A 26,523-nucleotide genomic window follows, 5' to 3' on the forward strand; every position below is an offset into this window, starting at 1 on the left:
CCAGCTTTAGTTCCGCCACCCTTTATTTGAGCAACATCTTGAACCCGGACAAGAAAATCATCAGAAACAGACACGTCTGCACCGCGACGGCCGGCACTTTCACCGTCATCCGCGAACCGATCAGGATACCGGGAATCGAGCCGATCAACAGCATCCCGACCATCGGCAGGTTGACGTTGCCGATCGCAAAGTGCGCGATCCCGGCCACACCCGTCACCAGTACCGCCTGCACGATGTCGGTGCCGACCAGCCTCGCCACGGCGATCGGATAGATGATGACCAGCATCGCCATGAACAGCGTGCCGGAGCCGACCGAGGTCAGGCCGACGATAAACCCGCCAAAGAGCCCCAAGAACATCATCTTCCGCCGATCCGGCACCGGCGGCCCTTCTTCGGCGCTGCGCACGCGAGGTTTGTTGAACATCCGCCAGATCATCACCAGCGCGATGACCAAGTAGGTAAACCCGAGCATCTTGCCGACGATGCCCTCCACCTCGGCGGCGTAGTTGCCTTGCAAGAACATGATCGTGAAGGCACCGGCCAAAGCGCCCGGCACGCTGCCGACGGAGAGCATCCTCACCACCGGCCAGTCGACCGTCTTTTGCCGCCAGTGCTGCCAGCCGCCAAACAGTTTCGTCACGGAGGCATACAGCAGGTCGGTGCCCACTGCGACCGTCGGATTGACGCCAAAGAGGAAGATCATCATCGGCGTCATCACCAAGCCGCCGCCCATCCCCGTCAGACCGATCAATAACCCGACGACAAAGCCTCCAAGCGAGATTTCCCAACTCATTGATTGTTCGCCCTCCTTCGCGCAGAACAAACAGAGATGCCAGGGTCATGACAGGGGCGTTCTGTGCGACGGCTTGCGGGCGCCGCTTATTTGTGCAGGCCGCACTCCGTCTTGGACTGATCCGCCCACCGGCCGGCACGGGGGTCTTCACCCGGTTTTACCGCCCGCGTGCAGTGGATGCAGCCGATGGACGGATAGCCTTGGTCATGCAGTTTGTTGTACGGCACTTCGTTGTCTGCCATGTAGTTCCAAACGTCCTTGTCGCTCCACAAGGCGATCGGATTAAACTTGATGAGATTGAATTTTTGGTCGACTTCGATCACGCCTGCGTTCGCACGGGTCGGAGCCTGTTCACGGCGGATACCGGTGATCCACGCGTCCAGCGTGCTCAGCGCACGAGTCAGCGGCTCCACTTTGCGAATGTTGCAGCAGGCGTTGGCATCGGTCGCCCACAGGTTGTCACCGTGCTGCTCGGCTTGCTCTTCCAAGGTGAGCAACGGCGAGTACTTGATCAGGTTGGCGCTGTATTTGGCAAGGATCTGGTCGCGCACGAGATAGGTCTCGTCAAACAACACATCAGTATCGAGATAGAAGATCTTTGCGTCCGGCTTGATCTTGACGATCATATCGACCAACGCGACGTCTTCTGCGCCAAAGGAGCAGGCGAAGGCGATGTTTCCAAATGTATCAAAGGCGAGTCGCAGGATCTCCTGCGGGGATTTGCCGAGATATTCCTCATTCAATTTGTTGACTTCTTCTGCGGTGAGCCGCAACGTGTTCGTGCTCATGAGCCACACTCCCTCTACCATAAGATTTTCTGATTCTCGTGATAAGAATTTCTTATTCGCGGCGCTCGCCTAACCCAGTACCTAGGATATACACGAGGTACGACAAGGGTGACCAGATGAGGTCATCCGCCTATTTCCTGCAGTATAAACCTGCCAGCTCATTCCGTCAATACCCATTAGAATACTTGGTTTTAAATCAAAAAAAAGCTCCCAATACGGGAGCTTTGAAAACAGATGGCGATTACATCACCGATTCGCCGAGCAGCGAGCAGACCAGATCGACGGCGGTGCGGGCGGTCTTGTTGCCTTCGTCGAGGATCGGGTTGACCTCGACGAGGTCGCAGGAGACCACTTTGCCCGACTGGTAGAGCATCTCCATCGCGAGGTGGCCTTCGCGGTAGGTGACGCCGCCGAGGACCGGCGTGCCGACGCCCGGGCACATGTCCGGGTCGATGGAGTCGAGGTCGAGCGAGAGATGGATGCCGTCGGTGCCCTCGCCCGCGATGCGGATCGCCTCTTCCATGACTTTCGCGATGCCCATCTTGTCGATCTCGTGCATCGTGAAGCAGGTGATGCCGTGCTGTTTGAGCAGTTCACGCTCTTCCGGGTCGACGGAGCGGGCGCCGACGATGACGACGTGCTCGTTTTTGACCTTTTTCGCGTAGCCGTTGATGTGGGTCAGATCCTCGTGACCGATGCCGACCGTGCAGGACAGCGGCATGCCGTGGATGTTGCCGGACGGCGAAGTCTCGGAGGTGTTGAAATCGGCGTGCGCGTCAAACCAGATCACGCCGAGATTTTTGTGGTGGGTCGCGAGTCCCGCGATCGAACCGATCGCAATCGAGTGGTCGCCGCCGAGGATGATCGGAAAATGATCTTTGGCGATCACTTCCGCGACTTTGTGGGAGAGGTCTTGCGAGACCTGTACGACCTCCGGGAGGTATTTGAGGCTGTCGTTGTCGATATCGTGCGCCTCGGCTGTGGGGACGTTGATGTTGCCCTGGTCCTTTACTGTGTAACCGAGACGTTGGATACGCTCTTTGAGACCCGCATAGCGGATCGCGCTCGGGCCCATGTCGACACCGCGACGCCCTTGTCCAAGGTCCATCGGCACACCGATGACACTGATCGTTTTTTTCACCGTATGTATCCCCCTTCATGTAAACATGAAATCTGGTTTTATCATACCATATTCGACGATCTCCTAGACGCGTACAGGTTACTCTTCAGAAAAATGTGGTAAGATAGGTATCAGACATGTGCATGGAGGGATTTCTTTGTCTGACCAACAACTGGACCCGCAACAAGAAACTGTCGAGATCAGCCCGGACGCCGAGCTGCTCTTGCTCTCGTGGACGCAGATGGTGGCGATCGAACTGATCGCACCGGAAGAGGAAGCGCTGGCAGCCAAGGCAGACCTTGCAGCCACCTTACAATCGCATTTCAGCATCACCGATATTCAGTTGAAGGAACGCACGTTTGCGCATTATGAAGTCTCGTTCCGCGAGCACAACAAGGAACGGCTGATCCGCTTCGAGATCGACGAAGTGGAGAGCATTTACGACCTGTAGAGAAACGGGAAGGAGTCCTTATCATGATCAAAGGGATCACCCGCGGCCTCCTATTGGGTCTGATCTTGCTCGCCGTCGATCTGGTCTATGTTTTTTTGCGCTATCGACCGGACGGATGGGATGCGTGGCGTCTCGCCATCTCCAACTCGATTTTCCTGCTCGCCCTGTGTGTGCTGATCGGCGGCGTGACCGTCTTCTCCCGCCTGTTCTCGTTCCGCCGTCGGATGTACCTGCCCAATGTCAACCCGCTGGAGCGGCAACCCCACACGCGCGAGGAAAAGCAAGAACTGGAGCACGAAAAAGCCAAAATGAACGAGGAAGACAAGGTCAGCCTGAACGAGCGAGGACGCGACATCACGCTGCTCGTGACAGCGGCGATGCTGGTGCTCGTGTCGATCTTGCTGTCGTTGTAGATGGTTTTTGGGGAAGAGAAAAAGACCCGCCGGTGGCGGGTCTTTTTTTGTGTGGGGGCACGGAATCAGATCTTCAGATCGAAGAGCAGTCCGAGCGTTTTGACAAATGCCTTCTCAAACTCGACAAACTTTTCCGTCGGGATCTGACGCACGACTTCTCCCGCAGTGTTCGTGTATTTAACGAGCACGCGGTGGATGTCCTTGTCGTATTCCATGTGGACATTCGTCTCTTTCATCAAGTTGAGTTGGCGTTGGACGTTGTCGATGCTCTGTTCCACGCTTTCGGTCGTATAGGAAGGGACAGCCCGATCCGCTTGGAAAGCGGGCACAAAACCAGCCTCCCGCATCCCGATCATAACCGCAGCGCTTTCCGGAGCCATCGTCATCCCGGTTTCACGCAGGATTTGCATGGCTTGATCATCCTTTCTCTTTGAGATGCACAGCTCGTCCCGGAGCCAAAGAGAGATTTATCCACAGAAAAGCGAAAAGTTATACACATGGGATGGGGATAAGTGCTAGGTTTTCCACAATGGATAGACGCCCTATTCGCGACGGTCGATAAAGGCAGAACCAACAGCGTAGGCCGCGTTGTATGCGTTGTGGCCGCGCTTTTGTTCCTGTACACCTTGCAACTTGCTCTGCGTCTCGGCTTGCAACTGGCGCATCCGGCTCATCACCTGCGCGTCCAATGCCTGCACCTCCGCGAGCAACGTCGCCGTCTCTTCATCGGGCAAACGGTCTTCTTGGCTGGGGACAAAGTTTACAATTAAACGTTCACGTTCAGACATCAGTTCAACCATTTTTGCAAAATTGAATGATTCTGCGTCTGATTGTGTACATTCTACCAACTTTTGTGCCAGTTCACGATAGGTCGAAAGAAACAGGACTTGTTGACTACGCGGTGCCGTTTGATCCATATCAGTTCCCCGCTGCCGCTTGGCCGCGCGTGGCTTTGATCGCTTCGCTCCACGTGTTGCGCAGGTCTTCCATCAGCTCGATCACGTCCTGAACGAGAGCCGGATCTTTTTTCAGCTGTGCGTTAAGCAGATGGCGGGTCATAAACTCATAGAGGGAGAACAGATTGGCCGACATCTCGATGTCCGGATTCAACGTGGCCATCAACTCATGAATGATGTCCTGGCTGCGACGCATGTTGGTCTGCATCTCCGTCAGATTCTCTTGCTCCATCGCTTGTTTGGTCTGCTTCAGAAAACGAATCACACCGTTATAGAGCATGAGGGTCAATTCGCCGGGGGACGCTGTCATCGCTTGGGTGTTGTGGTACGTCTGGTACGGGTTGTTGATCATGCTCGTTTCCCCTCTCGATTCGCCAGCCCTACATGCTGCTGAATTGTTGCGAAAGCCATGCGCTCTGCGAGTTCATGGTTTGAATCGCGGTTTCTAAGGACGCGAATTGTTTGTAGTATTTGTCTTCATAGGCTTTGAGGCCGGACGTTTTGACTGAGATGTTGCGATCGAGGTCACGAAGTTGCAGGCTCAGGTTGCTGTTGTCAGCCAGCGTCGTGCCGCTGCCGGCCAGCTTGGTCAGACGGGTGATCGTCGTGTCGATCTCTTTGTAGAGGCGGTCCGCATAGCCTTTGGTGAGCAGATCGGACACTTGTTCCGGGTTGGTCTCCAGTGCCTCTCTCAGCTTGTTTTCATCGAGATAGAGTTTGCCATTGTCTTTGTAAGCCAGTTGAGTGCCCGGCTTGCTGGTGGAGATCCCGATGTCAGACAGCATGTCGAATGAGCCGGCAGGCAGTCCGGTGACCGGCTCCATCAGTGCGGTCCGCATCTTGTCGACGGCAGACTTGAGAGTCGCATCGTTACGCAACATGCCAGACTTGGCCTTTTCTTCCCACTGTTTGATCTCGTCTTCTTTCATTTCTTTTCGCTGATCATCGGTCAGCGGCTGGAAGTCCCGGTACCGGGCTTCGCTGGTCTTTTTCTGAACCTTGTCGATCAACTCGTTGTATTTGGAGACGAACGACTTGATCGTGTCGAATACTTTGTCGGTGTCAGCAGAAACCGCCACGTTGACGTTTATCGGATAAGTAGCGCCTGCCGTTGGTTTCAATGTGAAGTTTATCCCTTCGATCTTGAAGGAATTGGTGTCAAATGTCAGGCCTGACACACCGTTGTAGTCGACGATCGCCTGCTGACCGGTTGCCGAAGCGGTGCCGAGGTTCATGTTGGTCAGCAGGGAGGCGTCCCCGCTCTTGTGGGCGATGTTAATCGCCGAGGTCGATCCCGTTTGATTGTGGGTCAAGGTGATCCGCTGAGTGACAGCATCAAAAGAAGCTTTCACTCCCGTTTGCGAGGTTTTGGCGTTGAGCGCGGTGACCACATTGTTAGCCGTGCTGTTCTGAGTGATCGTGATGTCGACACCGTTTACGGTCAACACCGTGTCGCCCGCGGTGTTGAGCGGACCGGTCGTACTGGATACCGCGTTGCCGGTGATCGTCGCCGCGCTCGCCATCTGGTGGATGGTCAGCGCGTACGCTCCAGGGGTTGTATCGGACGTTGCAGTCGCCGTAACGGCGGTGGTACCAGTGGTGACTTTTTTTGCGTTGGTCGTCGATTCAAAGCGCAATGTACTGATCGTGTCCCGCAATTGGGCCATCATTGTGTTCATCTCTCTGTATGCATCGCGCTGCCACGTGATAGTCTGTTGCTTTTGCTTCATGCGGTCGATCGGCATGCGATGAGCTTGCATCATCTGTTTGATCATTGTTTCGGTATCCATACCAGTTGCCATGCCCGTTAAACGAATCGGCATTGTAACGTCACCCTCTCACTCGAGACTCTTTTACGATATGTGTCGTCAAATGCTTTCTTTCTTTGCAGGACCAAAATCAGAGATTATGTTGCAGAAACGATCATTTACTCGCTATTACGCTCGATACTCTCTGATTTTGCCTAGAAAAGAAAAAGAGCAGGAAAATTCCTGCTCTTTTTCTTGTTTAGTATTCAAGCCCTGAGGCGTTGAGCGGGTAGTACTCTTCCTTAAAGTAGTCGCTGCCTTCTTCCTCCATCATATCGTCTGCCAGGCTAGGCTGTTTGACGGTGGCGCTGACCACAGTCTTGGTCTCGATCAAAGTACCGGTCGATTGGTAGGCTTCCACTTTGTAGGTGTATGGCGTGTACGCAGACAAGCCGGTATCGGTAAAGTTGAGGTTGGATCCTTGGTACAGCAGAGCACCGTTGCGGTACAACTTGTACACCGTGCCGGTCGTGGCCGGAGCGGTCTTCCACGCGATATACATCGAATCGGTGGTCGTCGTGTCTGCGTAGACCGCAAGTCCAGTCGGTTGGTACATCTTCACCGCGGTGGTGGAGTAGTTGTTGGTGCCGTCGCCGTAAGCGCCGTAGGAATTGCCGCCCCAAACACGGTAGGTTCCGTCAGCGAGTTCTGCGTAGCCGTTGATCCCGCCGGCCACGAGCTTGCTGCCTGTCGCAATGCCCAACGTCTGAACCGGAATGTCTGTGTTGTTACGAGTCCCGTCACCCAGTTGACCGTTATGGTTGTAGCCAAAGCCCCAGACAGTACCGTCTGTCTTCAGCGCCAGAGAGTGACCATAGCCTGCTGCTATCTCCTTGACACCGGTCAGAGTGGTGACTTTCTTCGGGGTGAGTTCGTTGACTTTCATGGCTCCATTGCCGAGTTGTCCGTTTTGGTTGTAGCCCCATGCCCAGACGGTGCCGTCTGTTTTTAGCGCGAGGTTGTGCAGAGATCCGGCTGCGATCGCTTTGACGTTGGTCAGTCCCTGCACTTGGATCGGTGTGGTCGAACCCTTGGTGGTGCCGTTGCCGAGCTGCCCTTGATCGTTGCGTCCCATCGCCCAGACGGTGCCGTCCGTTTTCAGAATCAAGAAGTGGCCGAAGCCCATTTTAACATCGGAGACGCTGCTCAGCCCCGGTATCTTGACCGGAACGGATTGTGAAGTGAAATGTCCCAGCCCCAATTCGCCGAAGTTGTTGCGGCCCCAGCCGTATACGGTGCCATCGCTCATGATCGCGAGGACGTGCTCATATTTGGAGGCCATTTTTTGCACAGAGCCGGTCAGATTGACCTGGACCGGGGTGAGCGAATTGGCGGTCGTGCCGTTGCCGAGTTGGCCCCATTCATTGCGGCCCCACGCCCAGAGCGTGCCGTCGCCTTTTTTCGCGACAGTGAAACCGTAGCCAGCCGCGACATCGACTGCGTCAGAGATCGCCGTCATCGTAAATGGCGAGTAGCGATCATTGAGCGTGCCGTCGCCGACCTGACCATACTGGTTAAAGCCAAAGTTGGACAATTTGCGGTTAGTCGTCACGTTTACGGTATGGTACTCGCCCGCAGCCAGTTTGGCGTAGCGGAGCGTGCGGGTCATCAGCGTGCGTTTGCCGATCTGGATGCCGCCTTTGTCATACATCCGGACGTTGTGCGTGTAGAGAGTGTCAGGGTACAGTCCGTTATCCTGACAATGCGTCATCAGGCCGGTACAAACCTCTCTCGCTCCATCTACTACCAGATAGCTTCCGACGACAGAAGGATCGCTCGGCTCATAGTTGATATTGATCGTTGTCTGACTGTTCGAGATCGCAGACGCCTTCAAGAAATGCGCCTTTTGCGGAGTCTTTACACTAAGTTTGTATGATTTCTCCACCCCTGCTTGGAACGTGTCATTGTAACCCCACGCCCAGACGGTGCCGTCTGACAGCCGCGCTACTGCATGTCTGGCACCCGCTTGGATCTGCTCGACGTTCACCAGATCAGGGATTTGAGTGGGTATGGGGTCTTGATTAACCAGAGTGCCACTGCCCAACTGCCCATACCCATTACTCCCCATCGAGAGGACTGTGTGATCGCTTTTCAAGATGAGCGAGAACGCGTTCCCGACTTCTACCGCCTCAGCTCCGGAAATGTTCAGCGATGTCGGCTTCGAATAAGTGCCACCTTTGTTTACTGGGCCTAGTTGCCCTTCGGAATTCGAGCCAAAGCCCCACACGTCTCCTTCCTTCGTGACCGCGAGGGTATGACCATTATGCGTGCTGACTCCTTTGATATTGGTCATGATAACGCTGGGAATCTTGGTATTTACCGTGCCGGCCACACCCAGTTGATATCCGTCGTTGCTACCCCAACCGTACAGGTTATTGTTCTCGTCGATCGCAAAGGATGTTTTGACCCCTGCTGCGATGAAGATGATTCGTCCGAGTCCTGCCACTTTTTTGGGCGTCGAAGCAGAGGTGACAGTTCCGTCACCGAGTTGACCCCTCGTGTTGCTGCCCCAAGCCCAAACATCGCCGTTGGCATCCAATGCCAATGCGTGCTGGTCGCCAGCCGCGACTGTTTCTATGTTGCTGAGCCCTGATACAGGAGCCGGATATTTGATCACCGTTCCATCAAGATAAGAGGTTCCGGAGAACCATACCGTCTTGTCCTGTTTCAGGTAGACGGTATTGTATTCGCCGCCGCTGACAGCTTTGACATCAGAGATGCCTTGCGTCGGTGTCGGGAAGACACCGCCAGACAGTCCGGAGCCGAACGCATCCGCACGCCCAAACCCCCAGACTGTACCGTCTGCCATCACGGTCAAAGAGTGGTTGCTCCCGGCTCCGATCTGCACGGCAGTCAGATCGGCTGGGAGGGCCGCTTGTGCAGGTTGCACATCCTGTGCACTGATGGCTCCTGCTGCGACGAGCGGGAGGAGCATTGCACGGGAGATCCATGTCATGAGTTTTTTCTTACAGGTCTTTACCTCCATTGAATGTATTGTTTAACCGTAGCAATATCATTTGCCCTATGAGATCCAACGGAGCGAGATGTCGCTTTCTTTCAGAACGAAACCGGCCGATGACTGCGTAGTGATTCCCTGCTCTTTCCGTGTGTTAATATTCCAGCCCGGTGACATTGAGCGGGTAGAATTCTTCAGTGAAGTAGTCGTTCTCCATGCCGTCCATGCCGTCGGTCATGCTCAGCTGCTGTGCGGTGGCGCTGACCACCGTTTTGGTTTCGATCACGCTGCCTGCCGCATCGAGCGCTTCCACTTTGTAGGTGTACGGGGTAAAAGCGGTCAGACCAGTGTCGGTCATGTTCAAGTTGGTGCCTTGATAGATCAAGGTGTTATCCCGGTAAACTTTGTAGCTCGCAGTCGGCGAAGTCATGCCTGCCGCCGGGACCGTTTTCCATGCGAGGTACATCGAATTCGGGAGATCGGTAATCGCGTAGATGGCAAGGCCCGCATTGCTAAACATTTTCACCGGAGTGGTGGAGTAGTTGTTCGTGCCGTCGCCGTATGCACCGTAGGAGTTGCCGCCCCAGACGCGGTACGAGCCGTCGGACAGTTCCACGTAGCCGTTGATGCCGCCGGAGATCAGTTTGCTGGCATTGGTGATGCCTTGGACCTGTACCGGCACCGCACTGTTGAAACGAGTGCCGTCGCCAAGTTGACCGTTGTAGTTGTAGCCGAAGCCCCAGACGGTGCCGTCTGTTTTCAAGGCCAGCGAATGGCCGTAGCCTGCTGCGATTTCTTTCACACCAGTCAGAGTGGTGATTTTTTTCGGAGTCAGTTCGTTGGTGCCTGCCAGTCCGTTGCCGAGCTGGCCGTTTTTGTTGTAGCCCCATGCCCAGACGGTGCCGTCCGTTTTCAGCGCGAGGTTGTGCAGAGAACCGGCAGCGATTGCTTTGACACCGGTCAGACCCGGTACTTGAACTGCTACAGTAGAGCCTTTCGTCGTTCCGTTGCCGAGTTGGCCTTGGTCGTTTCGGCCCATCGCCCAGACGGTGCCGTCCGTTTTGAGGATCAGGGAGTGGCCGAAGCCCATCTTCACGTCCGAGACGTTGGTCAAGTTCGGAATCAGTTGCGGCGTGCTTTGGTTGGTGAAATTGCCAAGACCCAGTTCGCCGAAGTTGTTGCGGCCCCAGCCGTAGACGGTGCCGTTGTTTTGCACGGTCAGAACGTGATGGTATTTGGATGCGATCTTGTTGATGTTGGTCAAGTTGATCTGCACCGGAGTCAGTGAGTCGGTCGTCGTGCCATTGCCGAGCTGACCGAGGTGGTTTTGCCCCCAAGCCCAGAGCGTGCCGTCCGGTTTTTTCGCCAAGGTGAAGCCGTAGCCCGCTGCGATGTCCACCGCGCCCGTGCTGCTTAACCCGATGAAGTTGTACGGCCAATAGCGGTCAGAGGTGAGTTTATCGCCGAGTTGACCGTATCCATTGAAGCCGAAGGTGGAAATGCTACGGTCACCTTTCAAGTAGACGGTGTGGTATTCGCCCGCCGTCAGTTTTTTCGGAATCAGGGTCGTGACGGTGATGGTGCGTCTGCCAATCTCGTATGCCGAGCCTGCAGCGTACATGTAAACCTCATAGGTGTAGGTCTGCCCCGAGGCCAGTCCTGCGACCCGGTACGGCGAGTTCAGGCCGTTATACAGAGGGTTCACACCGGATTTGACTGTGTAACGAGCCACAACCTCCGGGTCGCTGCCCTGATAGAAGAGATCGACCTCCGAAGAGCTCACGGCGGCTCCGGACACTTTCATAAAGTACGCTTGGCTCGGAACGCCTTTCGGAGCATAACGGGTCGCGCCGGTCTGCGCGTACTCGTTTTTACCCCAACCGCGCGTTGTGCCGTCCGACTTGAGAGCCATCATGAAGTTCTGGCCAGCCGAAAGTTTAATCACGCTGTCCAGACCCGGCACTTGGGTCGGCACTGTGATCGGTTCGGTGGTCGAACCGCCCTGACCTGCTTGTCCAAACTGATTGTCGCCCCATGTGGAGACTGTGCCGTCTTGGAACAGCACAGCGGAGGAGTTCCACCCGGCTTCTACCGCCTTGACATTTTGCAGAGGAATCTCAGTAGGGGTCTTGATGCTGATGTCGGCAACTGGGAGCAGTTGTTTGTAGGTGTTGTTGCCCCAGCCGAACACGCGCCCGTCTTTGAGCAAAGCGAGAGTGTGGGAGGTGGCGTTGCTGATCTGAGCCACCGGCGGCAGATTGATCGGCACCGGAGACAGACGCTTCGTCAATGTTCCGTCACCCAGCGAGTAGCTGTTATAACCCCATGCGTACAGATTCCCGTCCGCATCAAGAGCGAAAGAACTCCACAGACTCGCGACGATCGAGATGATCGGCGGCAATCCAGTGACTTGTGTGGGGGTTGCTTTGCTGACCGTAGTCCCATCCCCGAGCTGCCCGTTTTCATTATTACCCCAAGCGAATACCCGGCCCAATTTGTCGAGGGCGAGGGAATGCTTTCCGCCAGCGGAGACGTCCGCGATGTCTTGGAGACCAGGCAGTTGGACCGGCGTCTTTTGGAAACCGGCAGCATTCACCAACTGCTTGTCGTGATTCGATCCAAAGCCCCAGACCGTGCCGTCTGGCATGACGGCCAGAGAGTGAGAGTTGCCTGCGCTGATCTTTACAGGCTCGGACAGGTTGACCACCGGTGCGGGCAACGTGTCGTAGTCGGAACTGTTGCCGTTACCAAGTTGTCCGTAGTGATTGTACCCGAAGCTGCTCATCGTGCCGTCTTTCATTTTGACCAAGGAAAACTGCTCTCCGGCGTCGATGTCGGTGACGAGGCCCCAGTCCTGCGTGGTGGCTGCCTGCGCGGACGGCGCGGTCGGCGCAGTGATTCCGCCTGCGACCAGCAAAGGCACGAGCAACAGGCTGGAGATTCGTTTCAGTAAACGTTTCAAACCATTTCCTCCCTAATCTCAATTAAGTTAATGATTTAATGAATCATAATTCACAGGCACATAATATCATTTTTGTCAGTTCCATACAATAGATATTTTCGCTCATTATTATAAAAAAAGAGACTTTGGGAAGTCCCAAAGTCTCTTTTTGCCCTGCTTATTTGCCTTTGCCGTTGCCTTTGGTGTTGCCTTTGCCACCGTCAGCGTCGTTGACTTTGACGGTTTTCTTGGCGATGACGAGATAGCCATCCTTGGTGTAGCCGCGGAAGACGAGCGTCGTCTCCGGCATGATCCATTTCTCAACGTCCATGCGTTCGAACTTGAACATCCCGCTTGCCGCTTGACCTTCCGGGTTGCCGTTGCCGCGCACTTTCGCGCCGTTTACGGAAACGGTCGGAATGTCAAAGTTGTACTTGTAACCCTTCGGCATGGTCAGGCGGACGGTGAAGATGCCCGGGTTCGGGTTGATCACCATCGGCGTGACTTCCATCTCAGCGAGGATCGCGACGACGAATTTCTGTTGTACAGTGGTCGTCGTCTTGTTGCCTGCGTTGTCGGTCGCGGTGACTTGGACAGTGTATTCACCCGGTTGCAGGGTGAGCGTCGTGCCGTTTGCCACCTCTTTGCCGTTGATCGTCATCACAGAGGATGCGATGCCGGAGAGGTTGTCGGTTGCCGTGTAGGAGAGGGTGAGTTTGTCGCCCATCACGTACTCGGACTTGAGCGGAGCGAGGGTGACGGTCGGTGCAGTCTTGTCGATCTTGACCTCCGCCGTGTTCGCTTGCTCGATGTTGCCTGCGTTGTCGACCGAGTAGAAGGTCACGGTGTGGATGCCTTCGCCCGTTACAGTGAAGGAGGTGCCTTCTTGCTCCGCTGCGCCGTCAACGCTGTAGTAGGTGGTCTTCACACCGCTCAGGTCGTCCGTTGCGGTGAGGGTGACCGGAACATCTTGGTTGGTCCAGATGTCTTGGATGTCGGAGGTGGTGACCGGCGGGAGTTCGTCGATCGGCACTTCAATCGTCTTTTTCGCTTCGATGTTGCCTGCTTTATCCACCGAGTAGAAGGTCACTTTGTGGGTGCCCGGCTCGGTGATCGAAACGGTGGTGCCTTCGACAAACTCGCCGCCGTCAACCGAGTAGAACGTTTTATCAACGCCGCTCAGGTCGTCGGTCGCCGTCAGGGTGACGGTGACGTCAGCGTTTTGCCAGCCTTGCGGTGCATCGGCAGCCGTGACCGGAGCTTGTTCGTCGATCAGGACTTCAATGGTTTTCTTCTCTTCCACGTTGCCTGCGTTGTCCACCGAGTAGTAGGTCACTTTGTGGAGGCCGGACTCATGGATCGAGATGTCGGTGCCAGCAACGAATTCGGCGCCGTTAACCGAGTAGTAGGTTTTCTTCACGCCGCTCAGGTCATCGGTTGCGGTCAGAGTGACTGCAACGTCTTGGTTGACCCAGCCTTGCGGTGCGTCAGCGGTCGTCACCGGAGCTTGCTTGTCCAGTTTGACTTCTGCCGTTTGTTTCGCTTCCACGTTGCCCGCTTTGTCCACGGAGTAGAAGATGATGTTGTGGATGCCCGGCTCGGTGATCGCGATGGTAGTGCCTTCTACAAACTCACCGCCGTCGACCGCGTAGTAGGTCTTGTCTACGCCGCTCTGATCGTCAGTAGCGGTCAGAGTGACGGTGATGTCTTGGTTGGTCCAGTCTGCGGATGCATCCGAGACGGTGACCGGCGGCTTGTTGTCAACATACAGGGTGAACTTGTGCGGTTTTTCCACGTTGCCTGCGTTGTCCACGCTGTAATACTCGATGACATACTCACCAGCGCCCCCGATTTGCAGGGTGTCGCCCTCGCCCGCTTCGCCGTTGACCGTGAAGAAAGTCTTTTTGACGCCGGACAGATTGTCAGTGGCAGCCAAGGTGTAGACCGTGTTCGGGTTGACGTAGCCGTCTTTCAGATCGGACGTCGTCACCGGAGCGGTCTTGTCGATGAGCACGTCTTGCGTTTGTACCGCTTCGACGTTGCCCGCTTTGTCTACGGAGTAGAACGACACTTTGTGCCGGCCTTCTTCGGTGAAGGAGAACTCGGTCCCATCTTGGAAGTCAGTGCCGCCGATTGAATAGAACGTCTTATCCACGCCGGAAAGGTCGTCTGTTGCAGTCAAGGTGCCGAATACGTCCGTTTTGCTCCAAACGTCTTGGACATTGGAGACGGTGGTCGGCGCCGAGTTGTCGATCAGTACGTTGATCACGTGCTTGTCTTCGATGTTGCCCGCTTGGTCCTCAGACCAGTATTCAACGGTGTACTTGCCGACTGCGTTGATCTCGAAAGAGGTGCCATTCACTTGTTCGCCGTTGACGAGGAACGTGGTCTTTTTGAGACCACTCAGGTTGTCGGTCGCACTCAGTTCAACGGTAGCCGCCTTCGTGACCAAACCGTCAGTCAGGTTGGAGACGGTGACAGGAGCCGTCTTGTCGAGCTTCAGTTCAGCCTCTTGTTTTACTTCGACGTTGCCGACGTTGTCGACCGAGAAGAACTCGACTTTGTGCGTGCCTTCTTCGGAAACGATGAATTCGTTGCCTTCTTGGAAAGCAGATTCATCCACTGCATAAGTGGTCTTCGCAACGCCGGACAGGTCGTCCGTTGCAGTCAGAGCGACTGCAAAATCATTTTTAACCCATTTTTCCGGCACGTTGGAGAGCGTGACCGGCGGCAGGATGTCGGAGATGATCTTGTGCGTTTTCGGCTCTTCCATATTGCCTGCGACGTCCACCGAGTAGTAGGTGACAGCAGCAGACGGTTGCGTGCCGTCGAGGATCAGCGAGTTGCCTTCGGTGAAGGAGACGCCGTCCGTCGAGTAGTAAGTCTTCGCCACGCCCGACAAGTTGTCGGTCGCAGTCAGGTTGATCACTTGAGTCGCGCCGCTTTGAACGACGGTGTGTTCGGTCACTGGAGCTTGCGTATCCACCATGAAGGTGATCGTTTGCGGAGCTTCTTTGTGACCGACGTTGTCCTCGGCATAGAAGGTGACAGTATGCTCGCCTTCCGCCAGATCGCCGAACGACTTGCCTTCAACGTATGCTGCACCGTCGAGGGAGTAGTAGAGCGCTTTGAGGCCGGAATGCTCCTCCTGAACGGAGAGCACGACGCGGTGGTCGCCTTTGTACCAGAAGCCTTCGGTGACATTGGCATTGGTGACAGGCGCGGTCTTGTCGATCTTGATCGTCTTGACGTTCGGTCGTTCAGTGTTGCCCGCGTTGTCGGTTGAGAAGTAACGGACGTTGGTTTCACCTTCATCAGTTACGGTGAAAGTGGTACCTTGTTGGTTCTTTTGCTGGCCGATGGTGTAGATCGTCGAAGCGACGCCGCTTAGATCATCGGTTGCGGTAAGCGTGACGTTCACGTCTTGCGCCGTCCACTCTTCGCTGATGTCAGAGACGGTCACCGGAGCGGTTTCATCCGGATTTAGCTTCAAGATGACATCGTCGGTGCGATTGCCCGCGTTGTCCATCGCAAAGTACATCAGGGTGCGCATGTTCGGGGTGATCGCAATCTCGGTACCTGCGCCGAACTCTTCGCCGTTGATGACGTAGTACACATTCTTGATGCCGGAGAAGTCATCGGTTGCAGTCAATACGAGGTTGGTAATACCCTCTGCATAATTGTCGGTAACAGTCGGTTTGGTCTGGTCAATCTTGACTTCAGCGGTCTTTACTGTCTCGATGTTGCCCGCTTTGTCGATCGTGTAGAACTTGACAGTATGGGCACCTTCACCGCTGACAAAGATGCTGGTGCCTTCCTCGTAGGCTCGGTCATCGACCGAGTAGAAGGTCTTGTCCAAACCGGAGCCACCAATGTCATATGGTGCCAGTGTAATGACTGCAGCCCCTTTATACCAACTGTTGATTCCGCCACTCACTTCCGTGACAGGCGGAATCAAGTCAAACTTCGGAGACACGATGTTCGAGTTCTTGGACTCGCCATACGAATCGTGCGCCGCAGTGACTACAAATTCGTAGTTTTCCGTCTTGATCAGATCGACGAGGTTGTAGGTCAAGGCAGTCGTGCTGCCGATCAACTGCGACTCGCCGTTGAGCAGGCGGTAGATGTTGTAAGATTGCGCGTAGTCGATTGTCCCCCAAGTGAGCTTGGCCGAGAACGGGCCGGTCATGTCGAGCTTGACGCTAGGCGCTTTGATCTCCGGCACATCAACGAAGATCGTGGCCGTGGTGCCTTCCAGCGATTCGCCGAAGCGGTCGCTGACAGAGTGAACCACGTAGGTGTAGGTCCCGTGCTGCATTTTTGGCAAGATGCGGCCGGTGCCGTTGTATTTAAAGAGGAGTTTCTTTTGCCCGTCTACGATCTGGTACATGTTGTAGGAAGTCGCATAGAGCGAGGAAGCCCAGGTCAGCAAGACATCGTTGCCATTTTGCATCGTGGCGGTGAACGTCTTTGGCGGCAACATGACAGGGTGAACGATTTTCGTTGCGATCTCAGCGCCTTCAACCGATTCGCCGAAGCGACTGGAGACAGACGTGACAACATAGTTGAAGTCACCCTGCGGCACGTTTTCAAACGTTCTGACGGTCGCCGTGGTGTTCACGACCAACTCACGCTGACCGTTGACCAGTTTGTAAATGTTGTAGGAGTTGGCATACAAAGCCGCATCCCAGCGCAAGGTCATGTCGTTCCCGTTGGAGACAAAATACTTGCCGTTTGCAGGCGCTTGCATCTTCGGGTAGACAACCGCTACATCCAGCACGCTTGGCTGCGATTCGCCAAAGCGCGAGTTGTAGGAGGTGACCTCGAACTTGAAGTTGCCTTCCGGCATGTTCGTGATCGCACGGTTCGGCGAGACCACGTTTGCGATCAGTTTGCGTTGACCGTTTTCGATCTGGTACAGGTTGTAGCTGACCGCGTTCGTTGCCGTGCTCCAGGAGAGGTTCAAATCATTGCCGTTTGAGAAGCTCGACTTGAAGTTTGCCGGAGGTTGCATCGTCGGGTATACCAGCGTGAACGTCAGCGTAGAAGACGTTTTCGACTCCCCGAAGCGATCGGAAACCGAGGTGACTTCGTAGGTGAAGGTCCCTTCTGGGTGGTTCGGCATAGAGCGCGCCGTACTCGAGTAGTTCGTGAAGAACTGCCGCTTGCCGTCCACCACCTTGTAGATGTTATAGGAATTCGCGTAGGTCGCGCTGTTCCATTTCAGGACGACGTCATTGCCGTTGGAGACGGTGTGTGTCAAACCGGTCGGCGGTTGCATGTCCGGGAATGAAAGGGAGACATTCAACGGAGCGGACTGCGCGGATTCCCCATACATCGAGTTCACCGAAGTGACATAGAACGTCGCAGTCTGCGGAACGTTCGATACGAAGTAGGTGATCGAGACCGTGTTGCCGAGCAACTTGATCTTGCCGTCCACAACTTGAAAAACGTTGTAGGACTGCGCGTTAGCAGAAGCCGTCCAGCGCAAGGTCACATCATTTACGTTCGATACTGTGTGCGTGAGCGATGCCGGCGGTTGCATGGTCGGATACACGACATCGACCGCGACCTGATTGGAGAGATCGGTCTCAACACCCGACATGATGGCGGAGACTGCATAGACGTGCTGACCCGGGGTCAATCCGGTCAAATTGCGCACGTTTGAGCTCGCTTTGGCCAACTGGACTGGTGTTCCGCTGGTCAATTCATACACTCGGTACTCGGTCGCACCCGTGAGCGCGGTCCAAGAAAGCGAGATGTCACTCGGTGTGTTGAACTTGTAGGTCAAGTTCGTCGGACCTGGCGTCGCAGCCTGAGCTGTAAACGCCGGCGAGACCAGTTGCAACACCATGAGGAACATCAAGAGCAGCGATACAAGCTTGCTGCTTTTCACCATACTCTTTCTCCTCCTTTCTATTATAAAAAGACAGGTAGCACTTTTTTGGCTAGGAAATGCCTAAAGTACCAAGTTAATCATAATTTACAGAGGGCGGAACTGTCAATTGACAAAAGCGTTATTGCCAGAAGAGACTGAAAGGTATTTTCAAACGTAATTGAATCAGTTTCACACTTGTCCTAGCTGTTTGGCCCACTGAGAGAGAGGGAAACGAACTTTCAACTCTTTGGCGAGGCGTTGTAACGCCGCTCGGTCGCCAGTTTGTTCATACAAGCGGCAGAAACGCGCATAATGTGCGATCACAGGCGCCGTCTGCACAAGTTGCGCGTAGAGCTTCAGTGCATCTTCCACATTGCCATGGAGCAGGCAGAGGTCGCCGAGCTGAGCCAGCACATCCGGCTGCCCGGTGCCCTGTTGATAAAGGCGCAGCAGGATGTCGAACGCAACCTGTGCATACCCGTAGGCTTGCAGCATGCGGGCGAGTTCAGCTTGAAGGGCGACTGGAGCTTGGATCACCCAATCTGCCAGCCGTTCAAACGCTTCGAACTCGCGCAGGGCTACCAATTGCTCCGCCGTTTGCAAGAGCAAAGCTTCGAGTGCCGGCATACCAGTTCCCAAGGCACTCGGTTCCGCCCCCGTCGCGACCCGCAGGAGGACGTCCCATTCCCGCTTGCTGTAGTTCATCTGACGCTTGAAACGCAGCAAGAGATCGGTTTGCCCTGTCAGGATCGCCAGGACAAACAGGTCCGCTTCGTTTTCTTTAGTGATCAGTTCTGCCGAATTCCAGAGATCCTGCGATTGTGCGTATTGACCCGCATAGAGCTTGGACACAGCCAAGTCTTTGACTGAAACAGACACGCCAAATCGAGTGATTAGACGGTCGAGAAGCGGGTGTTTGCGGGTGTATGCCACACCGAGCAGCGCGTTCAAATCCTGCTCATCCTGAAGAGGAAACGCCTCCATCATCAGCGCCTCCGATTCAGAAAGGTCCGTTCCCGACTCGCGCAAGAGTTGGAGATACAAGGAGAGGGTCGGGACGAAACGGCTTTCCAAAACCGCCTGCCCGGACTCTTTCATCGCCTCCTCGAAGCGACCTTGACGCTTACACAACTCCGCCAGTCGGAAATGGGCGAGATAGCTGCCCACGCCTGTCAGCGTCTGCTGCAGCGTCTTGACTTCGCCAAGCTCCAAACAATGGCGATAGGCCAGTTCCGCATCCTGTTCATACCCAGCTTCCTCATACAGTCGGCCCAGCACAAAGTGCAGGTCGGTGTAGGCTGGGAAGGAGTTCACCGCTTTGCTGACGATGTCGATCCCTTCGGCATACCATCCCAGTTGCAGGGCGCAATCTCCCATGTAGAACAGCAAAGGAGCGAGGTATTCTTTGTCATGGCTTAATGCAAACGATTCGCTGAAGGTCCGAAACGCCTGCTCGTACTCTCCATTCGCTCTGTATTGCAACGCAAGAGAAAACAGGTTATAACCGGTTCGGTTCTCTTCCACCGCTTTTTTCAACAAAGTGAAATTGCGTGTGTGCTTGTCCTTCTCCAGGTAGATATCCTCTTCGTAGCCGACATGATGAATCACGAGATCGGTCTGATGACCTTGATATACATTTTGATCGTCACCCAAAAACAGTTGTTCGTGAATACGCCCTCTGTAGTGGATACCGGCTCCGTTTTTAAAGAGTCGAGGGGCATAATGGGAACGCTCAGCCCCTCCCGACAGATTGCGGATGCGCAGCAGATAGACGATGTCCTGTTCGGTCATGACGACCCTCGTCAAGTCTGCATCCCGATCAAGCGTTTCGTCAGCATCGAGCACGAGAATGTAGTCGGAGGTCGCCTGTTGCAGCGAAAAGTTGCGGGCAGCAGCAAAATCATCGATCCAATCGAAGTGTAACACTTTCGCTCCCATCCGTTCGGCGATCTTGACCGAAGCATCGGTAGAACCTGTGTCGACGACGATCATCTCATCAACCGCTTCACGGACGCTGTTCAGGCAATTTTCCAGTTGCTTTTCTTCGTTTTTGATGATCATACAGAGCGAGATCGTATGCTTTCTCATGACTGGCCCCTTTGCTGTATAAAAGATAAAACCCTACATTAGATGTAGGGTTTCGGTTTTCAACGCACTATGCAGCTAAGCTGCTATTAGCCACGCAGGAGTTGCAGAACGCCTTGCGGTTGTTGGTTCGCTTGAGCCAGCATTGCTTGAGCAGCTTGGTTGAGGATGTTGTTCTTGGTGAAGGACATCATCTCTTTCGCCATGTCTACGTCGCGGATGCGGGACTCCGCAGCTTGCAGGTTCTCGGTGGTGGTGCCGAGGTTGTTGATGGTGTGCTCGAGACGGTTTTGAACAGCACCCAGATTGGAACGCGTGTTGGAAACGGTGTCGATCGCGCCTTGGATGATCGTCAGGTTCGCAGATGCGTCAGCGTTCAGAGACGTGGGCGCGGAGGTGCCCAGATCGGTCAGGGTGTTCAGCAAAAGAGTGGTCGAACGAGAATCAATCAGAGTCAGGGTGATGGTTTCACCTTGGTTAGCACCGACTTGGAAAGTCAGCGACGGAATGGAACCGTCCAGCAGGTTCTTGGTGTTGAATTTGGTGTCAACTGCGATGTCTTCGATCTGAGCGGTCAACTCGTTGATCTCAGCTTCAATTTTCGAGGAGTCATTGATGGTGAGGGTTTCGTTCGCTGCTTGGGTGGTCAGTTCAGCCATGCGTTGCAGCATAGCGTGAGTTTCGTTGAGCGCGCCTTCAGCAGTTTGGATCAGGGAGATGCCGTCTTGCGCGTTGCGGTTTGCTTGCTCCATGCCGCGGATCTGGTTGCGCATTTTTTCGGAGATCGCCAGGCCAGCTGCATCGTCCGCTGCACGGTTGATGCGGAAGCCGGAAGACAGTTTCTCCATGTTTTTGCCAGCAGCTTGAGTGTTGCTGGTCAGTTGACGGTGGGTGTTCATTGCGGAAATGTTGTGGTTGATACGCATTGTGTGTTTCCTCCTTGGAAGTGACGCTCCGCATCCGTGCGGAGCCGCTTGGTTTTTGTGAGGCGTTGGCCTCATTCCTAGTATCGGAGCGAACTCTGTTTTTTTTAGTGGTAGTTTGGGCCTGTTTTTCGCGAATAATAGAAAAGAGAGCTGATTATCTCAGCCCTCCAGTGTCTCACGGTCATTTTTCTCGTTATTTCGTCATTCTTCACTTTTCTTTTGGAAGAGTTGTCGCAACACGTCGAGAGCAGGGGCTTGCAACGCGCTGCGGTTTTCCGCTCGAATCTCTTCGTAGATCTCTTGCCGGTAGACGCGGACCGTGCGCGGGGCGCGGATGCCGATCTTGACTGTGTCGCCTTCTTTGCCGAGCACGACGACCTCAATGTCGTCGCCGATCATCACCGTCTCACCGATCTTGCGTTTGAGCACGAGCATCAGCGGCCCTCCTTAAACAGCGGCTCGCGGGTCGGGTAGCCGCTGTTGTGGAGGACGACTTGACGGCCGAGGCGCTTCTGCACATTGAGGACGACCGGAGCGAGCAGGTTCATAGTAGCGTCTTGGAGCGTGTCTTTGGCGGAGACGGTGACCCAGACAGCGAGGTGTTCGCTTTGCGGTTCCCCAAGCGACGCCACATCGCCCTCGGCCAGATCAAACTCATAGTCGCTGCGGAACGTGAACGGGTCGCCGACGAGCATGCAGATCCCCGGCTCGTCGACCGCTTGCAAGTAACGAAACGGCAGCGAGTCGTCCAGGCAGATCAAGGCAAACCGCGTATACTCCTCCAAGCCGTATAGCCCGCTCTCAAATGTGTACACCTGGTCCTCCGGCACCTCCACGACGCCGAGGTGAATCGATTCGATCAACAATGTGTTTCCTCCGTTCTCTGCAAAGAGGGAGCGTGCTGGTGTGCGCGCTCCCTGATTGATTAAAAAGTGATATTCAGATGTTGCCCTTTTACTTCGAAGTTCAGCCAGTTCTTTTGCGACAAATACATGTCGACCCCACCCGGCGTGTACTGGTACTCGAACGGTTGAGGAGTGAACTCCACTTCGGCGTTGGGATGAACGTTCCACTCGATGGTAGTCTCATGCGGAATATAGTCGATGCGCACAGGGTCGTAGCTGAACGGCCCGGTGTCATCGATCGGCATCGGTCCGGCGTTCCATTTTTGGTGTGCGATTTGGCCAATCGACATCTTTTTTTCGATCATCGCGAGTTGGTCGCCTTCCGCGGCGATCTCGCCGATGACCTGCAAGGCGATCTGCTTGCCCTGTTGCGCCATGTCGGTGACGAGGCGGATGTTGGTCTTGATGCCCAGCGCGGCGCGCGCTTCTTCGCCGTCGATGATCAACTGACCCGGGCCTTGGTCGATTGTGTGTGATGCCGCAGGTTGTCGCAGCGACACTTCGGGCAAGGGCGCACGCATCTCGACAGACGCCTTGCGGATGTCAAAGCCGTGCCGGGCGAACTGTTGGCTGATGTTCAGCCGGAGCGTGGTTCCCGGTATCATGGCCTAGCGCAGGAAGTCGACCAGAGTGGGCACGAGGACGCGCGCACCGGTCTCCAGCGAAGATCGTTGCACCGACTCCGCCATTTTCAGCTTGGTGATCGTCTCCGGGATGTCGGCGTCGATCGTCTTGGACAGCAGATTTTGCAGGTTCAGGTCAAGGTCGGCGAGGCGGTTGTCCAGCACATCCAGACGGTTGGCGCGCGCGCCAACGTCAGTCCACATTTCCATCAGATTCTTCATGCGCGAGTCCAGCTTGGTGATCGATGCGGAGATCCCCGCATCGTTATTGGCGACCAAATCGTCTTTGAGCGTCTTTAAGATCGCAAAGACGTTGTCGGAGGTCGTTTCGTTGCCAGGAGTGACCGGTGCGCCGAACAGCTGGTTGCCCGTCACGTTGACCTGCATGGCCACACCTTCGCTTACTTGGTAGATGATCGCTCCGTCGTCGGTGGTGTCGTACATCGGCGACCCGCTGTAGGGCAGCAGATCGGTCGTCTGCCCGTTGAAGACATATCGCCCATTATGCTGCGTGTTGCCGATCGTATTCATCTGCTGATAAAGCTGCTCGATCTCGCCGGAGATCGCTTGACGCGATTCGGCAGAGTTGGCACCGTTGGCTGCTTGCAACGCCAGTTCGCGCACTCGCTTGAGCAGATCGTTGGTCTGCGAGATCGTCGTATCGACAAAGTCGAGGTGACTCTTCGCATCGTTGACGTTATCGCGATACTGCTGATTGCGCACGATCTGCGCATCATAGCGCATCGCATACCCGACGCCGACCGGATCGTCGGACGGCTTGTTCAATCGCTGGCCGGTCGCGAGCATGTCCTGGTATTTACTCAGCCGCACATTGTTCGCGGACAGGTTCGACAGAAAATTGCTGTTCATCATGCTTTGGGTGACGCGCATCTCACATTACTCCTTCCGCGTGGTTATCAGTGTGCCGCCATGCGGTTGATGATCGTGTCGAGCAGGGTATCGACCGTAGAGACGACACGCGCCGCCGCCGCATAGGACTGTTGGAATTTGATCATGTTGGACATCTCTTCATCGAGCGACACGCCGCTCACCGATTGGCGACGGTTGTCGACCTGCTTGATCAGCGCATCTTGGTTGGTCACCTGCATCTCGGCCGTGTTGCCTTGCGCGCCGAGCTGACCGACCATCGCACGCAGGTAACCTGCGACAGTTCCTTTGGTGAGGATCGCGTTGTTGGGCGGCAGACCGTCCTTGAAGTTGATCACCGAGCCGTTCGCTTCCGAGATCATGAAAGCGATGTCGCCGCTGCCTTTTTTCACTTGCAGGTCGCCGTTTGCGTCGGTGTAGGTGGAGAACGACGCGGACATGTTGCGGGTGTCTGCGAGGATCGATTCCGCGACGCGGACGTTGCTCAGATTAAACGTTGCGCTGCCGTCTGCCGTCTCAAACAGCGCGCCCGCCTTGCTGGTCGGCTCCTGCATCGTGTAGCCGAAGCGGTGGATGGCGTTCAGACCTTCAAACGTGATCACCGAGCCCTTCGGCAGAGGATTGGTCGGGATGGCAGCACCCTTGAGATATTGCGTGCCGCCGATCTTCACATCGAAAGGCAGGGTGGTCTCGCTGGCCGAGAACGTGTAGTCGTTGGTCAGGGCTACGTCCATCTTGCCGTTGACAAGGCCGTTTACCAGCGAGTCAAACTGGTCTTGGTACACTTTGACGTATTCGACGCGCGATGCCATCAGTCCGCCGATCTCGCCGTTGCGGATCGGAGGCGTGGTCGAGTTGGTCGCTGCGTCATACGCGACCGGCACCGGCGGTTGCTGACCGTTTACGACCACTTGGTCGCCGATCATCACCCGATAGGTGCCGTCCATCGATTCGGATGTCGTGACGTTGGCCAGTTTGGACAGTTTGTCGACGAGCAGGTCGCGGGAGTCGCGCAAGTCGTTGGCGTTGTCACCGAGCACCTCCAGCGTGTGAATCTGCTTGTTCAAGGCGCTGATCTGTGTGGTCATCGAGTTCACTTGATCCACTTTCGTCCCGATGCTCTCGGCGATGTCGCGGTCCAATTCTTTGATTTTGGCATCCAGCATGTTGAACGACGTGACGAGGTCGAGCGTCGCTTGCTTGACGACAGCACGCGCTTCCAGCGTGTCCGGGTTGGCGCCGAGCTTTTGCCAGGAGAGATAGAATTTATTCAGAACGGTCGAGAGGCCGCTGTCACTCGGCTCGTTGACGATCGCTTGGATCTTGTCCAGCGTGTCGAGGCGCATCTGCCACTCGCCCGCCGCTTTGTTTTCGTTGCGGAACTGCACGTCCAAAAATTGCTCGCGGACGCGCTCGATATTTTTTGCCAAGACGCCGGTGCCGATCTGTCCGGCTTCCGTTTGTTTGGCCATGCCCGGATATTCCATCGACGGCGTGGTCGCAAAGTTGACGCGTTGGCGCGAGTAGCCTTCCGTGTTCGCGTTGGCCACGTTGTGACCAAGCGTGTTCAGGCCGACCGTCTGTGCCAAGAGCGCGCGCTTGCCCGTCTCAAGACCGTGAAAAGTCGATCGCATGCTCCAGTACCTCCTATGCTTTCGAATCGAAGAACGATGTGCGTCCGCCCCGCTCATACGGTGAGTTGGACTCGCCGCTCTGGCCGTACGTCGGCACTTGCGGCGACTCGGTGAACTGGGACACGGTCGTCTCGATAAACGTCAAAGATTGTTCGATCAGTTGTTTGTTCAGATCGTTGAGCTGCTTCAGCCGGTCGAGCGTGCTCCGCAGATCCTCGATCACGAGGGAGACCTGCGCCGCCTCCGCCTCGTCAGCCGCATAGCGCAACAGCGTGTCAGGCTTGACCGCTTCGGCCGGAACGCCCGCTCGCAACGCCAGCAATCGGGCAGCCGCCAGCCGCTCCGCTTCCAAGCGTTCGATCCGGTGGACAAATGCGACCTCTTCACGCCCGATGTGACCCAGCGCTTCCATGTCGCCTTTGATCAAGATGTCTTTTTTCCGCTCCGCCACCGCGAGCAGATCTTTATGTTCACGCAACAGGCTGTCGACGACCGACATCATCGGTTTTAACACGCTCACAGGTCTTGCTCCTTCCGTTATTCGCCGTACGCTTCGAGCAGTTTGCGGGCGACCGCGTCAGAGGGCACACTGTAGGTGCCGTTTTGGATCGCCTGTTTGACCGAGTCGATCCGCTCGGCGCGCTGAACGTCAGTCTCCTGAGAGACGCGCGCCATCTGCATCGCCTCAGGCGAGATCGTCACGCCGTCGCGCTGTGCTTGCGGGGCGCGGCCGAGTCCTTCCCGCTGCAGGCGTCCGTTTTGTTGGTAGGTCGCGATCTGCGCCAAACGGTTGGTATCTTGTATCTTCATTCTCTATCACCTCTATAAAAAAAACCGACACATTTCTTAACACATGTATCGGTCCGATCACCTATTTAGATGAAGGCCGTTTTCGGCCGTTTTCGCAAATGAAATCACTCTGTCACGCATTTTCTCACGCTGACGGGCAGCATTCCCTATCTGTCGCGCTCGCGCTTGTAATAATAGTCGCCGCCTTGCTTCTTGCGCGCCGTGTCCATCAGCTCGTCCTTGGTCTGGGAGAAGCCTCTGTTGAGACGGTCTTTGCACGGTTTGCAAAAACGTCCGTCGGTGATGGCGGTGCCGCAGCTGTCGCACGGATAGTTCAGGTTGGGGTTGTCGATGGTCGCCAGCCGACCTTCCCGGATGAATTTGATGATCGTGCTGATCTCCACTTCGGTCGCCTCGCTGACTTCGACGATCATCGCACGGCGGTTTTCTTTTAAATAGTCGCGCACGAGAAAGAACTGTTCGTCCTCTTCTTTGACGCAGACCGGGCAGTTGTCATTATGCAAGCGGTTAAAAAGGCGTCCGCAGGTTTTGCAGTTGGCCAGTGCCAT

22 protein-coding genes are annotated in these 26,523 nt (G+C 55.4%); 2 read left to right on the forward strand and 20 right to left on the reverse strand.

All coding sequences use genetic code 11. The features are described from left to right. Positions 1 to 22 precede the first annotated feature (22 nt). The 3 genes from OS242_RS05730 to rocF form a co-directional block, all read right to left on the reverse strand. Complete coding sequence (locus OS242_RS05730) at positions 23 to 793, reverse strand: sulfite exporter TauE/SafE family protein (RefSeq protein WP_267150696.1); 771 nt, start codon at positions 791 to 793, stop codon at positions 23 to 25. 86 nt (positions 794 to 879) lie between these two features. Then, a complete protein-coding gene (locus OS242_RS05735; protein ID WP_267150697.1) occupies positions 880 to 1,581 on the reverse strand; it encodes a phosphoadenylyl-sulfate reductase in 702 nt (233 codons plus the stop codon). Between the two features lie 241 nt (positions 1,582 to 1,822). Continuing rightward, positions 1,823 to 2,722 (reverse strand): arginase, encoded by a 900-nt coding sequence (gene rocF, locus OS242_RS05740; protein WP_267150698.1) that lies wholly within the window; start codon positions 2,720 to 2,722, stop codon positions 1,823 to 1,825. 136 nt (positions 2,723 to 2,858) lie between these two features. On the opposite strand from rocF, the gene OS242_RS05745 reads away from it, so the two are divergent. Beyond that, positions 2,859 to 3,152, forward strand: a complete 294-nt coding sequence (locus tag OS242_RS05745) for a hypothetical protein (protein ID WP_267150699.1) — start codon at positions 2,859 to 2,861, stop codon at positions 3,150 to 3,152. 23 nt (positions 3,153 to 3,175) lie between these two features. Continuing rightward, a complete protein-coding gene (locus tag OS242_RS05750; RefSeq protein WP_267150700.1) occupies positions 3,176 to 3,565 on the forward strand; it encodes a hypothetical protein in 390 nt (129 codons plus the stop codon). A 65-nt stretch (positions 3,566 to 3,630) separates the two neighbouring features. Here OS242_RS05750 and OS242_RS05755 read toward each other — a convergent pair whose 3' ends face one another. From OS242_RS05755 to OS242_RS05835, 17 genes are all read right to left on the reverse strand, one after another. Further along, the gene (locus OS242_RS05755) at positions 3,631 to 3,975 is read right to left on the reverse strand and encodes a flagellar protein FlaG (RefSeq protein WP_267150701.1); all 345 of its coding nucleotides are present in this window, start codon (positions 3,973 to 3,975) and stop codon (positions 3,631 to 3,633) included. Positions 3,976 to 4,107: 132 nt separating this feature from the next. Continuing rightward, positions 4,108 to 4,353: a hypothetical protein gene (locus OS242_RS05760; protein ID WP_267150702.1), complete on the reverse strand. Its 246-nt coding sequence runs from the start codon at positions 4,351 to 4,353 to the stop codon at positions 4,108 to 4,110. A 130-nt stretch (positions 4,354 to 4,483) separates the two neighbouring features. After that, positions 4,484 to 4,873 carry a flagellar export chaperone FliS gene (fliS, locus tag OS242_RS05765; protein ID WP_267150703.1) on the reverse strand — a complete coding sequence of 130 codons (390 nt, stop codon included), beginning with the start codon at positions 4,871 to 4,873 and terminating at the stop codon, positions 4,484 to 4,486. 28 nt (positions 4,874 to 4,901) lie between these two features. Continuing rightward, positions 4,902 to 6,344, reverse strand: coding sequence for a flagellar filament capping protein FliD (fliD, locus tag OS242_RS05770; RefSeq protein WP_267150704.1), 1,443 nt, complete (start codon positions 6,342 to 6,344; stop codon positions 4,902 to 4,904). A gap of 184 nt (positions 6,345 to 6,528) precedes the next feature. Next, complete coding sequence (locus OS242_RS05775) at positions 6,529 to 9,285, reverse strand: RCC1 domain-containing protein (protein WP_267150705.1); 2,757 nt, start codon at positions 9,283 to 9,285, stop codon at positions 6,529 to 6,531. Between the two features lie 154 nt (positions 9,286 to 9,439). Beyond that, positions 9,440 to 12,247, reverse strand: coding sequence for an RCC1 domain-containing protein (locus OS242_RS05780; RefSeq protein WP_267150706.1), 2,808 nt, complete (start codon positions 12,245 to 12,247; stop codon positions 9,440 to 9,442). A 157-nt stretch (positions 12,248 to 12,404) separates the two neighbouring features. Next, entirely contained in the window at positions 12,405 to 18,125 is a 5,721-nt protein-coding gene (locus OS242_RS05785; protein ID WP_267150707.1) for an OmpL47-type beta-barrel domain-containing protein, read from the reverse strand. Positions 18,126 to 18,293: 168 nt separating this feature from the next. Next, positions 18,294 to 20,192: a glycosyltransferase gene (locus OS242_RS05790; protein WP_267150708.1), complete on the reverse strand. Its 1,899-nt coding sequence runs from the start codon at positions 20,190 to 20,192 to the stop codon at positions 18,294 to 18,296. A gap of 86 nt (positions 20,193 to 20,278) precedes the next feature. Then, the gene (locus OS242_RS05795; RefSeq protein ID WP_267150709.1) at positions 20,279 to 21,115 is read right to left on the reverse strand and encodes a flagellin N-terminal helical domain-containing protein; all 837 of its coding nucleotides are present in this window, start codon (positions 21,113 to 21,115) and stop codon (positions 20,279 to 20,281) included. A 201-nt stretch (positions 21,116 to 21,316) separates the two neighbouring features. Then, the gene (csrA, locus tag OS242_RS05800; RefSeq protein WP_267150710.1) at positions 21,317 to 21,550 is read right to left on the reverse strand and encodes a carbon storage regulator CsrA; all 234 of its coding nucleotides are present in this window, start codon (positions 21,548 to 21,550) and stop codon (positions 21,317 to 21,319) included. Continuing rightward, positions 21,550 to 21,978 (reverse strand): flagellar assembly protein FliW, encoded by a 429-nt coding sequence (fliW, locus tag OS242_RS05805; RefSeq protein ID WP_267150711.1) that lies wholly within the window; start codon positions 21,976 to 21,978, stop codon positions 21,550 to 21,552. Before fliW ends, csrA begins: the two co-directional genes overlap by 1 nt. A gap of 62 nt (positions 21,979 to 22,040) precedes the next feature. Beyond that, the gene (locus tag OS242_RS05810; protein WP_267150712.1) at positions 22,041 to 22,625 is read right to left on the reverse strand and encodes a DUF6470 family protein; all 585 of its coding nucleotides are present in this window, start codon (positions 22,623 to 22,625) and stop codon (positions 22,041 to 22,043) included. Between the two features lie 3 nt (positions 22,626 to 22,628). Continuing rightward, the gene (gene flgL, locus OS242_RS05815) at positions 22,629 to 23,534 is read right to left on the reverse strand and encodes a flagellar hook-associated protein FlgL (protein ID WP_267150713.1); all 906 of its coding nucleotides are present in this window, start codon (positions 23,532 to 23,534) and stop codon (positions 22,629 to 22,631) included. A gap of 26 nt (positions 23,535 to 23,560) precedes the next feature. Then, positions 23,561 to 25,165, reverse strand: coding sequence for a flagellar hook-associated protein FlgK (flgK, locus tag OS242_RS05820; protein WP_267150714.1), 1,605 nt, complete (start codon positions 25,163 to 25,165; stop codon positions 23,561 to 23,563). A 13-nt stretch (positions 25,166 to 25,178) separates the two neighbouring features. Continuing rightward, on the reverse strand, positions 25,179 to 25,685 hold the full coding sequence (locus OS242_RS05825) for a flagellar protein FlgN (RefSeq protein WP_267150715.1): 507 nt from the start codon (positions 25,683 to 25,685) through the stop codon (positions 25,179 to 25,181). Positions 25,686 to 25,702: 17 nt separating this feature from the next. Then, entirely contained in the window at positions 25,703 to 25,975 is a 273-nt protein-coding gene (flgM, locus tag OS242_RS05830) for a flagellar biosynthesis anti-sigma factor FlgM (protein ID WP_267150716.1), read from the reverse strand. A 146-nt stretch (positions 25,976 to 26,121) separates the two neighbouring features. Continuing rightward, entirely contained in the window at positions 26,122 to 26,523 is a 402-nt protein-coding gene (locus tag OS242_RS05835; protein WP_267150717.1) for a TIGR03826 family flagellar region protein, read from the reverse strand.

The sequence above is a fragment of the Tumebacillus lacus genome (assembly GCF_026410385.1).
GTDB lineage: Bacteria > Bacillota > Bacilli > Tumebacillales > Tumebacillaceae > Tumebacillus > Tumebacillus lacus.

What these genes read in the sequence shown, in the direction of transcription:
- OS242_RS05760 (WP_267150702.1), bottom strand. Translation starts at nt 4,353, where the DNA reads ATGTCTGAACGTGAACGTTTAATTGTAAACTTTGTCCCCAGCCAAGAA.
- fliD (WP_267150704.1), bottom strand. Translation starts at nt 6,344, where the DNA reads ATGCCGATTCGTTTAACGGGCATGGCAACTGGTATGGATACCGAAACA.
- OS242_RS05785 (WP_267150707.1), bottom strand. Translation starts at nt 18,125, where the DNA reads ATGGTGAAAAGCAGCAAGCTTGTATCGCTGCTCTTGATGTTCCTCATG.
- OS242_RS05810 (WP_267150712.1), bottom strand. Translation starts at nt 22,625, where the DNA reads ATGATACCGGGAACCACGCTCCGGCTGAACATCAGCCAACAGTTCGCC.
- OS242_RS05835 (WP_267150717.1), bottom strand. Translation starts at nt 26,523, where the DNA reads ATGGCACTGGCCAACTGCAAAACCTGCGGACGCCTTTTTAACCGCTTG.
- OS242_RS05730 (WP_267150696.1), bottom strand. Translation starts at nt 793, where the DNA reads ATGAGTTGGGAAATCTCGCTTGGAGGCTTTGTCGTCGGGTTATTGATC.
- OS242_RS05755 (WP_267150701.1), bottom strand. Translation starts at nt 3,975, where the DNA reads ATGCAAATCCTGCGTGAAACCGGGATGACGATGGCTCCGGAAAGCGCT.
- OS242_RS05775 (WP_267150705.1), bottom strand. Translation starts at nt 9,285, where the DNA reads ATGACATGGATCTCCCGTGCAATGCTCCTCCCGCTCGTCGCAGCAGGA.
- flgL (WP_267150713.1), bottom strand. Translation starts at nt 23,534, where the DNA reads ATGCGCGTCACCCAAAGCATGATGAACAGCAATTTTCTGTCGAACCTG.
- csrA (WP_267150710.1), bottom strand. Translation starts at nt 21,550, where the DNA reads ATGCTCGTGCTCAAACGCAAGATCGGTGAGACGGTGATGATCGGCGAC.
- OS242_RS05795 (WP_267150709.1), bottom strand. Translation starts at nt 21,115, where the DNA reads ATGCGTATCAACCACAACATTTCCGCAATGAACACCCACCGTCAACTG.
- flgK (WP_267150714.1), bottom strand. Translation starts at nt 25,165, where the DNA reads ATGCGATCGACTTTTCACGGTCTTGAGACGGGCAAGCGCGCGCTCTTG.
- flgM (WP_267150716.1), bottom strand. Translation starts at nt 25,975, where the DNA reads ATGAAGATACAAGATACCAACCGTTTGGCGCAGATCGCGACCTACCAA.
- fliS (WP_267150703.1), bottom strand. Translation starts at nt 4,873, where the DNA reads ATGATCAACAACCCGTACCAGACGTACCACAACACCCAAGCGATGACA.
- OS242_RS05750 (WP_267150700.1), top strand. Translation starts at nt 3,176, where the DNA reads ATGATCAAAGGGATCACCCGCGGCCTCCTATTGGGTCTGATCTTGCTC.
- OS242_RS05735 (WP_267150697.1), bottom strand. Translation starts at nt 1,581, where the DNA reads ATGAGCACGAACACGTTGCGGCTCACCGCAGAAGAAGTCAACAAATTG.
- OS242_RS05790 (WP_267150708.1), bottom strand. Translation starts at nt 20,192, where the DNA reads ATGAGAAAGCATACGATCTCGCTCTGTATGATCATCAAAAACGAAGAA.